Below are 12,697 nucleotides of genomic sequence, written 5' to 3'. Positions count from 1 at the left end.
GCATTCAGGGCGAGTCTGGGCGTTCCCTATGGCCGCCCTGACAGGGCACCGCCGCCGGACCTCGGGAGGCACGGGCGGCTCGCGACCGGACACGCTCAGCTCACGAGCTGGCTCGAGCGTACGCGGCGACGGTGTTCCTGCCGCCGGTCACGCCGTGGGACTCGCTACCCCCGACCCCGCGCGCGGTCCGATGCAGCTCACGGGCATCCGGGTCCCGCGTCCCGCTCCCCGCACGCACCCCCGACCAACACCGTCGACCCCTGCAGGACACGGATCGCGACAGGCCCGACCTGCACCGGGAGCGTGCCCGGGATCTGCTGCCAGGCACCCCCGTCGAACCGGTAGGCGGGCGAGTACGAGATCGTCAGGCTCACTTGCCTGTCACCGACGCTCGGATACACGTGGCTCGTGTCCGTCGGCGTGAAGTCCTGCTGCCCCAACGCCTTCCACGACGCACCAGGACCCACCACCGTCGTACTGGTCCCGTCGCCGTGATCCCACACGAACGACACCGGCACGAACCGCACCTGCGCCGGCCGACCCAGCAACACCCCGTCCACCACCTGCGGCGTCGCGTCGGTGAACAGGTTCACCGGCGCCCCCACGATCGCCCACCCGTTCGGCTGCGACCGGATCGACGCATCCCGCGGCACGAACTGCGCCACATCCGCCAACGACACCCCAGGAGCTGCGGCCACGACCGGCACCAGATCCGCCGGCTTGGTCGCTGCCTTCGCCGGCGGCAGGAACGCATGCTGCCCATCCGAACAGAGAGATCCACCCGACAGACGCGCACTCGGAGTGCACGGCACGTCCACATCCGCAGCCAACCGCCCCCGCGGCACCGGAGGCGGCGCCTGCGGCGTCGTCTGAGTTGCAGGGTGAGCACGCACTGCGTCGTCGTCGGCAGATCCATCGCTGACGGGCGCGGCCATCGTCGTTCCGTGCAGCGCGACGCCGTCCGCACCGATCGCGCCGCCGATGCAGGGCGCATCCCCCAGGCCGCGCCGCCCACACCCGCCCGAGTCGGCCTGCACCGCGACAGCATTCAGGGCAACTAGGGCGATCGAGATGATGAGCACCAGCGCCGCTCTCAGTCGCATGCGTGGACCTCGTCATTGGGGACCAGGTCGCTGATGCGCCACGAACCATCGTCGCCGATGACGCCCTTAAGCTGCAGCGACACGACCGGACTCCTCGTCGTCGTCACGTCTCGTCCACTCGCATCGAGGACCCTGGTTCCGCTGACGTCGAGACATGCCTGGGCCACCGCGTACCCCGGTCCACGCGACGTCACTCGAAAGCCGTAGTAGGTGTCCTTGCCGACCACCGTCTGCTGGGCCGCTTGGTACTCGTCGATCTCGCGCACTTCGTCGTCGAAGGCATCTCCGGTGAGGAACGGCCGAAGAGCGTCGCCAGACTCTCCTTGGAAGGGCAGGTCGAGGAACCCCGAGAACGCTGCCTGGAAGGCCTGGTCGTCCTGCTCCTCCTGCGTGAGCGACGGGGTCGGGGCGGTCGTGGGTGCCGGGGGCGAGGAGGGGGCGCATCCGGTGAGCAAGTGGAAGGTGGCGAGGACGGCCACCGAGACGGCCACCGCTCCCCCTCGTCGGCGCAGCGGGATGCGCGGTCGGTCGTTCACGTTCGTCTCCCCCGGGCGGTGCGGATCCCGCGCGGGAGCAGGCGCTCGGGCGCCGTGCGTCGCGGGTCCAGGAAAGCTAGCGGGGGTCGCGGAACGCGGACGTGGTCGCTCCACACCATCCTTGGCGCGTACGGCGCTGCCGCCTGTGGAGGACGAGCGGGCGCGGGATGATGGGCCCATGACGATTCCCGGCGCGTGGGTGCGCGCGGCCCGTGGGGCGATGCTGCTGACGCCGGACGGGATGCCGGGAACCACCGTGTTCGCGGAGATGAGCGCGCTGGCCGCGGCGACCGGCGCGATCAACCTCGGTCAGGGCTTCCCCGACGAGGACGGGCCCAGCGAGGTGCTCGAGGCGGCTCGTGCCGCCATCTCCGCCGGCATGAACCAGTACCCGCCGGGGCGCGGCACGCCGGAGCTTCGGTCGGCGATCGCCGCGCACCAGGCGCGCTTCTACGGTCTCGCCGTGGATCCGGACACGGAGGTCCTCGTCACCGCCGGCGCGACCGAGGCACTCTCCGCGACGCTGCTCGCGCTGGTCGAGGAGGGCGACGAGGTCGTGACGCTCGAGCCGTTCTACGACGCGTACGGGGCGCTCATCTCGCTGGCCCGCGGGATCCACCGGACCGTGCCGCTGCGCGCCCCCGACTTCCAGCCTCGGCTCGACGACCTCCGCCGGGTCATCACCGACCGCACCCGCGTGATCCTCCTCAACGACCCGCACAACCCCACCGGCACGGTGCTCAGCCGCGAGGTACGGGAGCTCGTGGTCGAGCTCGCCGTCGCGCACGACGCGGTGATCGTCACGGACGAGGTCTACGAGCACCTCGCCTTCGACGCGCCCCACGTGCCCGTCGCGACGCTGCCCGGGGCGCGCGAGCGCACGGTGACGATCTCCTCGGGCGGCAAGACGTTCCGCACCACGGGGTGGAAGGTCGGCTGGCTCACCGCGCCGGCCCCGCTCGTGTCGGCGATCCTCGCGGTGAAGCAGTTCCTGACCTTCGTGAACGGGGCGCCGTTCCAGCCCGCCATCGCGACCGGCCTCGCGCTGCCCGACGCGGTGTACGAGGAGATCGCGGACGACCTCCGGCGGAAGCGCGACGTCCTGGCCGCGGGACTGACCGCTGCGGGCTTCCGGATCCACCTGCCCGCCGCCGGGTACTTCATCGTCGCGGACGCGGCCCCGCTCGGCTTCCCCGACGCCCGCGAGCTGTGCCTGCGCCTCCCGGAGCTGGCCGGCGTCGTCGGCGTGCCTCTGTCCGCCTTCTGCCATGCGCCGCTCGCCGCGGAGCACGCGTCCCTCGTGCGGTTCGCCTTCTGCAAGCGGATCGACGTGCTCGAGGAGGCGGCGAGGCGCCTCGGCGCGCTGGCGGCGGGGACCGCCTGAGCCGGCACCCTGGTACCAGCCTCCCGCGCGAGACGGGGGCCGGAGGGGGGACGCCGCCCCGACGACCCCGCCCCTAACGTTGCTTCCGCGGGCGCTGGGCCCGCGAACCCACCCTGAGGAGGCAGCGCGCATGATCGTCGCTGAGAACCTGACCAAGCGCTACGGCGCGAAGACCGCCGTGGACGGCGTGAGCTTCACCGTCCAGCCGGGCATGGTGACCGGATTCCTCGGTCCGAACGGCGCCGGCAAGTCCACCACGATGCGCATGATCGTGGGTCTCGACCGTCCCACGTCCGGCTCGGTGACCGTCAACGGCCGCCGCTACCGCGACCTCCAGGCTCCGCTCCACGAGGTCGGCGCGCTCCTCGACGCCAAGGCCGTCCACACGGGCCGCTCCGCCTACAACCACCTGCTCGCCATGGCGGCCACGCACGGCATCCCGCGCTCGCGGGTGGACGAGGTCATCGAGATGACCGGCCTCCAGCCGGTCGCCAAGAAGCGCGTCGGCGGCTTCTCCCTCGGCATGGGACAGCGCCTCGGCATCGCCGTCGCTCTCCTCGGGGACCCGCGCACGCTGATCCTCGACGAGCCCGTCAACGGCCTCGACCCCGAGGGCGTCATGTGGGTGCGCAACATCACCCGCTACCTCGCCGGCCAGGGACGCACAGTCCTCCTCTCCTCGCACCTCATGAGCGAGATGGCGCAGACCGCCGACCACCTCATCGTCCTCGGGCGCGGTCGCGTGCTCGCCGACGCGCCTGTCGCGGCGGTCGTCGCGGGGGCCACGAGCGGCCTCGTCCGCGTCCGCTCCCCGCACGCCGACCAGCTCGGCCAGGCGGTGGCGCGGCCGGAGGTCGTGGTCACCAGCGTCGAGCGCGACGTGATCGAGATCACGGGCCTCACGGCCGCGCAGGTCGGCGACGCGGCGATGTCCGCCGGTGTCGTGCTGCACGAGCTCACGCCCGTCACCGCGTCCCTCGAGGACGCGTACCTGTCGCTCACGCAGGGCGACGTCGAGTACCACAGCGCCGCAGTCGGCCAGACCGAGCAGGAGATCGCACGATGACCGCCACCAGCACGACCTACGCGCCCGCACCGGTGACCACGGGCCGGCCCACGCTCCCCCGCCTGATGCGCTCCGAGTGGATCAAGCTGCGGACGCTGCGCTCCACCGTCTGGTGCTTCGCGCTCGTCTTCCTCCTGCTCGCCGGCTTCTCGGCGCTCTTCACGCCCTTCGTCGTGGACCAGCTCCGGACGCAGCTGTCCCTCCCCGGCGTCCCCGCGACGGACCTTCTCCTCCAGGTGGGGCTCAGCGGCGTCACCCTGTCGATGCTCGTCGCCGGCGTGCTCGGCGTGCTGGTGATCAGCGGCGAGTACTCGACCGGCATGATCCGCTCGTCCTTCAGCGCCGCGCCGCGCCGTCTGGGCGTCATCGCCGCCAAGGCGATCGTCTACACGGTGGTGACGTTCGTCATCACCGCGATCGCGGTGGCCGCCGCGCTCCTCATCGCCCGCGGGTACTTCGCGTCCGCCGGCGCGGAGGTCGACGTGCTGGACGGTGACTTCCTGCTCGCGGCCCTCGGCGGCGTGCTCTTCGTCGTGCTCATCGGCCTGATGGGCTTCGGCTTCGGACTGCTGCTGCGCAACGGCGCGGCGGGGATCGGCGCCCTCGTCGGCCTCGTGCTCGTCGTGCCGATCGTCGGCCAGCTGCTCGGCGGCGTGCTCGACTGGGTCGCGGATCTCGCGCCGTACTTCCCGCTGAGCGCCGGCAACCGGCTCTACAGCATGGCCACGGGTGCGCCCGGTGAGCTCGAGTTCTGGCAGGCGCTGCTCGTCATGGTCGGGTGGGTCGCCGTGATCCTCGTGCCCGCGATGGTCCTCGCCCGGAAGCGGGACGCCTGATCGACGCGGGACGGAGGGCGCCGTCGGGCGCGGCGGGCACCCCCCCCCCCGACGGCGTCCGCCTGCCCACCCCGCCGGGCGCCTTCCGCGGCTGGATGGCCCGGCACCCGCGAGCGGTCGACGCGGTCATCGCCATCGCGTTCACCCTGCTGTCGGTGAGCGCGGCGCCCGTCGTCGGGAGCAGATCCCCGGGCCTCGCCGGAGGCCTGGCGCTGGCGGCGTTCAGCGTCCTGACGGGCGTCGCCCTCATGTTCCGCCGCAGCCGACCCGTGATTGTCCTCGCGGTCTCGGGGGCGGCGACCGCGGCGGGCGCCCTCGTGTCCGGCAGCTTCGACGGCGGGGCCGTCCCGCTCGCGCTCTACGCCCTGGCCGTCTACGGGTCGGCCCGGCACGCGTGGATCGGCTTCGGCGGCGTCGCCGTCCTCATCGCGGTCGTCGCGCCGTCGACGGCGGGCCAGGGGCCCATGGCCCTGTCGATCGCCACCATGCTGCTCATCAACCTGATCCTCCCGCTCATCGCGACGCTCATCGGGATCAACGTGGGCGGGCGCAAGCGCTACGTCGAGGCGCTGCGGGACCTCGCCATGCAGCTCGCCCGCGAGCGCGACCAGCAGGCGCGGCTCGCCACCGCGGCGGAACGGACGCGGATCGCGCGCGAGATCCACGACATCGTCGCGCACGGGATCACCGTCATGGTGACCCTCGCCGACGGGGCGGCCGCGAGCGCCGTCGCCCGACCGGAGCTCGCCCGCGACGCGATGCGCGAGGTCGCCGAGACCGGTCGCACCTCCCTGTCCGAGATGCGCCGGATGCTGGGCGTCCTCGCCGAGGAGCCAGGCACGGGCGACGCCGCCCCGCCGTCGCTCCGCGCGCCCCAGCCCGGGCACGCCGACCTCGCCGCCCTGGTCGACTCGTTCCGCTCCACCGGCCTGCCGGTGCGCTTCACCAGCACGGGCACGCCGCCCGACGACCCGGGACGGCAGCTGGCCGTCTTCCGCGTCGTGCAGGAGTCGCTGACCAACGTGCTCAGGTACGCGCCGAACGCCGACCGGGTCGAGGTGAAGCTCGACCATCGGCCGGAGGAGATCGTCGTCGAGGTCACGGACGACGACCTCACGGGACCCGTCGTGCCGCCCGTCCCCGGCAGCGGCCGCGGACTCGTGGGCGTCGCGGAGCGCATGGCGGTGTACGGCGGCACCGCGACCGCGGGACGACGCGAGAACGGGGGCTGGCGCGTGCTGGCGACCATGCCCAGCGGGCTCCACGACGTGCGGCCGGGCGACGCGACCCGTGCCCCCGGACCGACCGACAGCCCCCGCCTCCAGGAGGACCGATGACCGACAGCAGCACCCCCGTCCGCGTGCTCATCGTGGACGACCAGGCGCTCGTGCGCATGGGCTTCCGCATGGTGCTCGACGCCGAGCCCGGGATCGAGGTGGTGGGCGAGGCAGCCGACGGCCGCGCGGCCGTGGAGCGCACGGGCGCCCTCGCCCCCGACATCGTGCTCATGGACGTGCGGATGCCCGGGATGGACGGCATCGACGCCACCGCCGAGATCGTCGCCCGCCACCCGGCGACGCGCGTCATCGTGCTGACCACGTTCGACCTCGATGAGTACGCGTTCGCCGGGCTGCGCGCCGGCGCGAGCGGGTTCCTGGTGAAGGACACGCGGCCCGAGCACCTGATGGAGGCGATCCGCGCGGTCGCCGACGGCGACGCCGCCATCTCGCCCCGGGTCACCCGGCGCATGATCGAGCTGCTCGGCCCGACGATGCCCGCGACCGGCGGCGCGGCCGGCACGGGCGAGGGCGCCGCCGACCCGCGCCTGCGACCGCTGACGGCGCGCGAGCTGGAGGTGCTCACGGCGCTGGCCGAGGGGCTCACCAACCAGGAGATCGCCGGACGCCTCTACCTGTCGGAGTCGACGGTGAAGACGCACGTGGGCCGGGTGCTCGCCAAGCTCGAGGTGCGGGACCGCGTGCAGGCCGTGATCCTCGCGTACGACTGCGGGCTCGTGCGTCCCGGTGCATGACGCGGCGCGAACGAGGTCGCCGGCGACCCGCCCGGCGGGGGAGGATGGATGCTCCGGCCGCTCGCCGGGACGACCCCACGGGAGCGCGATGACCACCACCACCGCGGACGCGCGGACCTCCCGCCTCCTCCCCGCCGCTCGCCGCGCCGCCGACCCGCCCGCGGGCGACCCCGGGTCGGGGACCCGCACGGGATCCGACACCAGCCTGCTCGAGCGCGCGTCGACCCCGCCGGTGTGGAGCTGCGTGGTCTGGAACGACCCCGTCAACCTCATGACCTACGTCTCGTACGTGTTCCGCAGCTACTTCGGCTTCCCCCGCGAGCGCGCCGACGAGCTCATGCTCCGGGTGCACGAGGACGGCCGGGCGGTCGTCGCGACGGGGATCCGCGAGGAGATCGAGCGCCACGTCCTGGCGATGCACGGCTACGGCCTGTGGGCCACCCTCGAGCGGGTGGACGCGTGAGGGCCTTCCGCGCGCGCCCCGACGGCACGGTCGCCGCGCACCTCGAGCCGCACGAGATCGCCATGCTGCGCGGCCTGCTCGGCGAGCTCCGCGGGATCCTGGACGAGGGATCCGCGCCCGGCGGCGCGACCGACGGCGCCGCCCCCTCCCCCGTCGTCGAGCGTCTGCTGCCCGACGCGTACCCGGACGACGCGGAGTCGTCCGCGGAGTTCCGGCGCTTCACGGCGGCGGACCTCAGCGAGGCGAAGGCGGCCAACGCGAGCTCCGTCGAGGCGACCCTCGCGGAGGCCGACGCGCGCGGGGCCGGCCGGCGCGGACTCCTCGTGGTGCTGGATCCGACGGGCGCGCAGGCCTGGCTCCGCATCCTCAACGACCTGCGGCTCGCGATCTCCGTGCCGCTGCGCATCGACGAGGCCGACGGCTGGCGCGACCGCGCACCGCAGGAGAGCGCGAGCCTGTACGACTGGCTGACGTTCGCCCAAGGGTCGCTCATCGAGGCCGTCGACCGCTGAGCATCGGCCCGCACCGCCCGCCGGCCGGCTCGGCGGCGACCGACGGCGAGCATGATGGAGGGGACCCGCGGATCAGCCGGCCCGACGGGTCCCGTCCGCAGGAGAGGAGCAGCATGCGCGTCGTCGTCATCGGAGCGACCGGGAACCTCGGCACCGGGGTGCTGCGCCGCCTCCACGCCGCGGGCGCCGAGATCGTGGGCGTCGCCCGGCGCATGCCCGACGCCTCCCTCGAGCCGTACTCCCACGTCACCTGGCGCCTGGCCGACATCGGCGCGGCGGGCGCGGTCTCCGGGCTCGCGGCCACCATGCGCGGCGCCGACGCGGTGATCCACCTCGGCTGGGCTCTGCAGCCGAACCACCGCGAGAGCGTGATGCACCGCACCAACGTCATCGGCACGGCCCACGTGCTCGAGGCCGTCGCCCAGGCGGGCGTCCCGCAGGTGGTCGTCGCCTCCTCGGTGGGCGCGTACAGCCCGGCGCCCAAGGACCGGCCGCGGGACGAGACCTGGCCCACCGGCGGGATCCACACCTCCCACTACTCGCGGCACAAGGCCGAGAACGAGCGCGCGATGGACGCGTTCGAGCGGGCGCACCCGGGGATCGTCGTGACGCGCATGCGGCCCGGGCTCGTGATGCACGACGAGGCCGCGGCGGAGATCGCCGGGCTCTTCCTCGGGCGCTGGATCCCCACGCGCTGGCTCGGACTCGCCACCCGCACCCCGGTGCTGCCGCTCCCCCGCGAGCTCGTGTCGCAGGTGGTGCACAACGAGGACGTCGCGGACGCGTTCTGGCGCGCGGTCGAGCGGCGCGCTCCCGGCGCGTTCAACGTCGCGGCGGATCCGGTCGTCGACCCCGCGCTCGTCGGCCGCCTGCTCGACGCGCGCGTCGTGACGGTGCCTCTGCCGGCGCTGCGCGCGCTCGTGTCGGCCAGCTGGCGGCTGCGCGTGCAGCGGACGGATCCGGGCTGGATCGACATCGCCGCGAACGTGCCCGTCATGTCGACCGCGCGCGCCCGCGAGGTGCTGGGCTGGGTCCCGACGCACACGGCGGAGGAGGTCCTGGTCGAGTTCGGCCGCGCCTTCGTGCACCGCACCGGGCGCGAGGGCTCGGCGCCGCTCGCCAGATGACCGAGGACGCCGAGTTCGTCGCGGCGGCCCTCGAGCGGGAGGGCGCGTGGTACCGCGCCGAGGCGGAGCGGGAGCGGCTGCGCTCCGACCTCGAGTTCGTGGGCGCGTCGGTCGGCGCGGTGCGCGGGACGGTGCGCGACCTCGGGCGGCGGCGTCCGGGCATGACCCGGGACGAGGCGGTCGCGCTCGCGTCCGAGCTCTGGCGGTCGCGCGTCTACGAGCGCCGGCTGGCGGCGGTCGTGCTGCTGCAGGAGCACGTCGACCGGCTCGACAACGGCGACCTGACGCGCGTCGAGGGATTCGTGCGGGACGCCCGGCTGCGGGCGCTCGTGGATCCGCTCGCGCTCGACGTCATCGGCCCGCTCGTCGAGCGGCTGGCCGGTGCCGCGCGCGCCCGAGCCGACCAGGCGCTCGACCGCTGGGCGGGCGAGGCGGACGTGTGGCTCCGCCGGGCGGCCCTGCTGGCGCCGACCCGACCGCTCCGGGCCGGCGGCGGCGACTGGGACGGGTTCCTCCGTCGCGCCCGCACCGCCCAGGCGGCCCCTCGGGGCGGGCACGACGTGGTGCGCGAGGCGGTCGAGCGGGTGCGCGAGGTCGTGCGCGAGACGCGACCCGATCTCGCCTGACGCCCCCGCTCCCCGCGGGTACGTTCGGGACATGACCTTCGACGACGACGCCCGCATCGACAGCAGCAAGGTCACGCGGCGTCGCGGCGGCAGGGGACGCACGACCGGCATCGCGGCCGGCGGCGGCGGGCTCCTGGTGGTGGTCGCGGTGATCCTCGTGCAGCAGCTCACGGGCGTCGACCTGTCGCAGCTCGTCGACGGGACCGGCGGCGCGGGCGGCGCGGGCGGCACGGGCGGCGCGGGCGGCACGGGCGGCGCGGGCTCGTCGCAGGAGCAGGACGAGGCGATCGAGGGTTGCACGACCGGCGCGGAGGCGAACGCGAGCGTCGAGTGCCGGATGGCGGGCGCGGCCGACTCGCTCGACACCTACTGGACGACCGCGGCATCCGAGGTCGGCATCGCCGACTACGCCAGCCCGGGCTTCTCCCTGTTCGACGCCGCGACGAGCACCGGATGCGGCGAGGCGACGAGCGCCACCGGGCCGTTCTACTGCCCGCCGGATCGGCGCCTCTTCGTCGACGTCACCTTCTTCGACGAGCTGCGCACGCGCTTCGGCGCCTCGGGCGGGCCGCTCGCGCAGATGTACGTCGTCGGGCATGAATGGGGCCACCACATCCAGCAGCTGTCGGGCGCCTTCGACCGCGCCGACCGGAGCGGGACGGGACCGGACTCCGACTCGGTGCGGCTCGAGGTGCAGGCCGACTGCTACGCGGGCGCGTGGGTCGGCGCGGCCGCCGAGGTGCGGGACGACACGGGGACCGCGTTCCTCGAGCCCGTTTCCGCGGCCGAGGTGGCGGACGCGCTCGACGCCGCGGCCGCCGTGGGCGACGACCGCATCCAGGCCCAGGCCGGCGGCGGGGTGGATCCGGACACCTGGACGCACGGATCGGCCGAGCAGCGTCAGCGCTGGTTCGAGGCCGGTCGCGCCGGCGGCCCGACGGCGTGCGACACGTTCGCGGTCCCGGGCAGCGCGCTCTAGGCCGAGAGCGCACGACCGGCCGCAGTCAGTCTGGGATGGGCGCGGGCGGATCCGTGCGGAAGCCGACCAGCCGGTGCGTGCCGTCGCAGTAGGGCTTGATCGACGAGACGCCGCAGCGGCAGAGCGCGACGGTGCTGCGCGTCCTCGGGATCGGGTGGCCCTCGGGATCCACGATCTCGAAGTCGCCGCGGACGAGCAGCGGCCCGTCGGGGTACGCGATGATGCGCGCGGGCTCGGGAGCGGTCGACCGGGCGCGCGCCGGACCCGGAGCGGACACGTCGTCCGCGGACGGCGCGCTCACGCGGCGACCACGGCGGCCGTCGACCCCTCACGCAGCGACGACCGCCCGGCCTGCCAGCTCGCCAGCACGTGCGCACCTACCCAGCCCTCGACCTCGAGGCACGCGGCGGCGCCGAACAGCACGTCGTCGAGGAGCTCGGGCTCCGACTCCACGAGCCCGCCCGCGAGGTCGTGCGCCGCGATCTGCTCGTGCACGGCGTCGGCCTCGACGTGCTCGTCGTAGTACCAGGCGACGTCGTCGCCGAAGCCGAGGCGGCGGATCCCGCTCGCGTAGAGGCGGCTGGGCACGCTCGACGTCATCTCGAACGCGGCCAGGTGGCCGACGATCGCGCCGCGGAGGCGCCGGTGCAGGCCGAACAGCGCCATCGCGTTCGACGACGCGAGCGTGATCGCGGGCACGTCGTCGAGGTGGGCGCCGTAGCGGTCGTCGAGGCCGACGCCGCGGAGGGTCGCGCCGAAGATCGTCGCGTGGACGCGCTCGGGCCGGCCGCCGCCGTACTCGTCGGCCTGGATCTCCACGAGCGCGGCCTTGGCGCGGCCGCGGAGGCGCGGGATCGCCCAGGAGTGCGGGTCGGCCTCGCCGAGCGTGTAGATCGACCGCTGCACGAGGAACTCGCGGAGCTGCTCGAGGCTCGCCTTCCGCGCGACGAAGCGCGAGATGGACGGGCCGGAGTCGGCCGAGGTGAGCGCGAAGAGCGCGGCCGCGACGCCGGCTGACGTGGGTTCGGGGCGCTCGGGGACGGGCACGCGATCGCGCAGGGCGGCCTCGAAGGCGCGCTCGAGGATGCCGCGGACGGCGATCAGCCGCGGGTCCCACTCGCGGTCGTCGTCCACCCCCTCGAGGCCGGCGTGGTGCAGCTCGTAGAGGCAGAACAGGGCCAGCTGGACGTCGTCGTCGCGGACCACGTCGTCCGTAGCGGCGAGCGCCTCCGCGGCGAGCGCCGCGAGGTCGACGCCCGGACCCGCGGAGGAGGCGACGCCGTGGAGCAGGGCGTCGAGGAGCCCGGCGCTCAGCGGCCCCCGGGATGCGGGGAGTGGAGACGGGAGGGTGCGGACCGCTTCGTGGGCGGTGGCGAGCGGATCGGTCATGCGTCCACCCTGCTCCGGGAGGCGCAGTCCCTGCCGGGCGTGTCACCCCTCCTCCGCAGCGGCGATGCGCGGGGCTGGAGCGATACCAAGGTATGGATCCGCGCGACGAAAGGCGCGGGAACGCACCCGGAGGGGTCAGCGGCGGTGCGCGCCGCGGGGCCGCTGATAGCGTCCGTAGTCACCCCGGTCATCCGTCCGTCGGGGCCTCCGGTCCATCCGCATCGCTTCCCTTGACCGCGTTCCGGAGCGGTGAATACGTTTCCCCCGAGGTCACACACGGCGACCCGATGGTCCACACGGAGGCAACACATGGTACGTACGCAGAACATCACCCGACTCGCCCTCACGGCGCTGCTCGGGACACTGGCCCTCGTGGCCACCTCGCTCGTCCTCGGGACGCTGCCGATGGCGGACCTCGCCCAGCAGTTCGGCATCCCGACCGCCGTGGGCGGCACCATCCTCAACCTCGCCACGGCCGGGGGAACGGCCGCGACGATCGTCGGGATCCTCATCGGGCTCGGTTCGGGCGGCCTCGGCCTCATCGCCGCGGCGGGCCGCGAGACCATCAAGCAGTTCCTGCTCAACGAGATCAAGAAGAAGGGCCGCAAGGCCGTCATCGCCTGGTGACATGACGGTCTCGCGGA

Annotated in this window: 15 protein-coding genes; 11 read left to right on the top strand and 4 right to left on the bottom strand. The window is 74.1% G+C overall.

The window, feature by feature from the left end; genetic code table 11:
• Nucleotides 1-197: 197 nt before the first annotated feature.
• Together NL142_RS06655 and NL142_RS06650 are read right to left on the bottom strand one after the other, a co-directional pair.
• On the bottom strand, nucleotides 198-1,103 hold the full coding sequence (locus NL142_RS06655; protein ID WP_435081420.1) for a hypothetical protein: 906 nt from the start codon (nucleotides 1,101-1,103) through the stop codon (nucleotides 198-200).
• On the bottom strand, nucleotides 1,094-1,639 hold the full coding sequence (locus tag NL142_RS06650; protein WP_435081419.1) for a hypothetical protein: 546 nt from the start codon (nucleotides 1,637-1,639) through the stop codon (nucleotides 1,094-1,096). The genes NL142_RS06655 and NL142_RS06650 overlap by 10 nt, the downstream gene beginning before the upstream one ends.
• Nucleotides 1,640-1,817: 178 nt before the next feature.
• Between NL142_RS06650 and NL142_RS06645 the strand changes: the two genes are divergently transcribed.
• The 10 genes from NL142_RS06645 to ypfJ all read left to right on the top strand — a co-directional run bounded on the left by NL142_RS06645 (nucleotide 1,818) and on the right by ypfJ (nucleotide 10,664).
• Nucleotides 1,818-3,023 carry an aminotransferase class I/II-fold pyridoxal phosphate-dependent enzyme gene (locus NL142_RS06645; RefSeq protein WP_435081418.1) on the top strand — a complete coding sequence of 402 codons (1,206 nt, stop codon included), beginning with the start codon at nucleotides 1,818-1,820 and terminating at the stop codon, nucleotides 3,021-3,023.
• A gap of 130 nt (nucleotides 3,024-3,153) precedes the next feature.
• Nucleotides 3,154-4,089 (top strand): ABC transporter ATP-binding protein, encoded by a 936-nt coding sequence (locus tag NL142_RS06640; protein ID WP_194682835.1) that lies wholly within the window; start codon nucleotides 3,154-3,156, stop codon nucleotides 4,087-4,089.
• Nucleotides 4,086-4,925: an ABC-2 transporter permease gene (locus NL142_RS06635; protein ID WP_194682836.1), complete on the top strand. Its 840-nt coding sequence runs from the start codon at nucleotides 4,086-4,088 to the stop codon at nucleotides 4,923-4,925. Before NL142_RS06640 ends, NL142_RS06635 begins: the two co-directional genes overlap by 4 nt.
• 95 nt (nucleotides 4,926-5,020) lie before the next feature.
• Nucleotides 5,021-6,262, top strand: coding sequence for a sensor histidine kinase (locus tag NL142_RS06630; RefSeq protein ID WP_435081417.1), 1,242 nt, complete (start codon nucleotides 5,021-5,023; stop codon nucleotides 6,260-6,262).
• Entirely contained in the window at nucleotides 6,259-6,957 is a 699-nt protein-coding gene (locus NL142_RS06625; RefSeq protein ID WP_012037957.1) for a response regulator transcription factor, read from the top strand. Before NL142_RS06630 ends, NL142_RS06625 begins: the two co-directional genes overlap by 4 nt.
• 88 nt (nucleotides 6,958-7,045) lie before the next feature.
• Nucleotides 7,046-7,420, top strand: coding sequence for an ATP-dependent Clp protease adapter ClpS (gene clpS / locus NL142_RS06620; RefSeq protein ID WP_435081416.1), 375 nt, complete (start codon nucleotides 7,046-7,048; stop codon nucleotides 7,418-7,420).
• A complete protein-coding gene (locus NL142_RS06615; protein ID WP_435081415.1) occupies nucleotides 7,417-7,932 on the top strand; it encodes a DUF2017 family protein in 516 nt (171 codons plus the stop codon). Before clpS ends, NL142_RS06615 begins: the two co-directional genes overlap by 4 nt.
• A gap of 113 nt (nucleotides 7,933-8,045) precedes the next feature.
• Nucleotides 8,046-9,059 carry an NAD-dependent epimerase/dehydratase family protein gene (locus tag NL142_RS06610; protein ID WP_435081414.1) on the top strand — a complete coding sequence of 338 codons (1,014 nt, stop codon included), beginning with the start codon at nucleotides 8,046-8,048 and terminating at the stop codon, nucleotides 9,057-9,059.
• A complete protein-coding gene (locus NL142_RS06605) occupies nucleotides 9,056-9,685 on the top strand; it encodes a DNA alkylation repair protein (protein ID WP_194682841.1) in 630 nt (209 codons plus the stop codon). The genes NL142_RS06610 and NL142_RS06605 overlap by 4 nt, the downstream gene beginning before the upstream one ends.
• 31 nt (nucleotides 9,686-9,716) lie before the next feature.
• Nucleotides 9,717-10,664, top strand: a complete 948-nt coding sequence (gene ypfJ / locus NL142_RS06600; RefSeq protein WP_435081413.1) for a KPN_02809 family neutral zinc metallopeptidase — start codon at nucleotides 9,717-9,719, stop codon at nucleotides 10,662-10,664.
• A gap of 25 nt (nucleotides 10,665-10,689) precedes the next feature.
• Here ypfJ and NL142_RS06595 read toward each other — a convergent pair whose 3' ends face one another.
• A complete protein-coding gene (locus NL142_RS06595) occupies nucleotides 10,690-10,965 on the bottom strand; it encodes a CDGSH iron-sulfur domain-containing protein (protein WP_435081412.1) in 276 nt (91 codons plus the stop codon).
• A complete protein-coding gene (locus NL142_RS06590; protein WP_435081411.1) occupies nucleotides 10,962-12,053 on the bottom strand; it encodes an iron-containing redox enzyme family protein in 1,092 nt (363 codons plus the stop codon). The genes NL142_RS06595 and NL142_RS06590 overlap by 4 nt, the downstream gene beginning before the upstream one ends.
• A gap of 309 nt (nucleotides 12,054-12,362) precedes the next feature.
• On the opposite strand from NL142_RS06590, the gene NL142_RS06585 reads away from it, so the two are divergent.
• On the top strand, nucleotides 12,363-12,680 hold the full coding sequence (locus NL142_RS06585) for an uberolysin/carnocyclin family circular bacteriocin (RefSeq protein ID WP_194682844.1): 318 nt from the start codon (nucleotides 12,363-12,365) through the stop codon (nucleotides 12,678-12,680).
• Nucleotides 12,681-12,697 lie beyond the last annotated feature (17 nt).

This window comes from Clavibacter quasicaliforniensis (assembly GCF_051201715.1).
GTDB lineage: Bacteria > Actinomycetota > Actinomycetes > Actinomycetales > Microbacteriaceae > Clavibacter > Clavibacter seminis.
This window is presented reverse-complemented; position numbering and strand designations above follow the sequence as displayed.

Excerpts from the sequence above, each read along its gene's own strand:
- NL142_RS06590 (WP_435081411.1), bottom strand. The coding sequence starts at position 12,053 with ATGACCGATCCGCTCGCCACCGCCCACGAAGCGGTCCGCACCCTCCCG.
- NL142_RS06585 (WP_194682844.1), top strand. The coding sequence starts at position 12,363 with ATGGTACGTACGCAGAACATCACCCGACTCGCCCTCACGGCGCTGCTC.
- NL142_RS06610 (WP_435081414.1), top strand. The coding sequence starts at position 8,046 with ATGCGCGTCGTCGTCATCGGAGCGACCGGGAACCTCGGCACCGGGGTG.
- NL142_RS06630 (WP_435081417.1), top strand. The coding sequence starts at position 5,021 with ATGGCCCGGCACCCGCGAGCGGTCGACGCGGTCATCGCCATCGCGTTC.
- NL142_RS06640 (WP_194682835.1), top strand. The coding sequence starts at position 3,154 with ATGATCGTCGCTGAGAACCTGACCAAGCGCTACGGCGCGAAGACCGCC.
- NL142_RS06625 (WP_012037957.1), top strand. The coding sequence starts at position 6,259 with ATGACCGACAGCAGCACCCCCGTCCGCGTGCTCATCGTGGACGACCAG.
- ypfJ (WP_435081413.1), top strand. The coding sequence starts at position 9,717 with ATGACCTTCGACGACGACGCCCGCATCGACAGCAGCAAGGTCACGCGG.
- NL142_RS06655 (WP_435081420.1), bottom strand. The coding sequence starts at position 1,103 with ATGCGACTGAGAGCGGCGCTGGTGCTCATCATCTCGATCGCCCTAGTT.
- clpS (WP_435081416.1), top strand. The coding sequence starts at position 7,046 with ATGACCACCACCACCGCGGACGCGCGGACCTCCCGCCTCCTCCCCGCC.
- NL142_RS06605 (WP_194682841.1), top strand. The coding sequence starts at position 9,056 with ATGACCGAGGACGCCGAGTTCGTCGCGGCGGCCCTCGAGCGGGAGGGC.
- NL142_RS06635 (WP_194682836.1), top strand. The coding sequence starts at position 4,086 with ATGACCGCCACCAGCACGACCTACGCGCCCGCACCGGTGACCACGGGC.
- NL142_RS06645 (WP_435081418.1), top strand. The coding sequence starts at position 1,818 with ATGACGATTCCCGGCGCGTGGGTGCGCGCGGCCCGTGGGGCGATGCTG.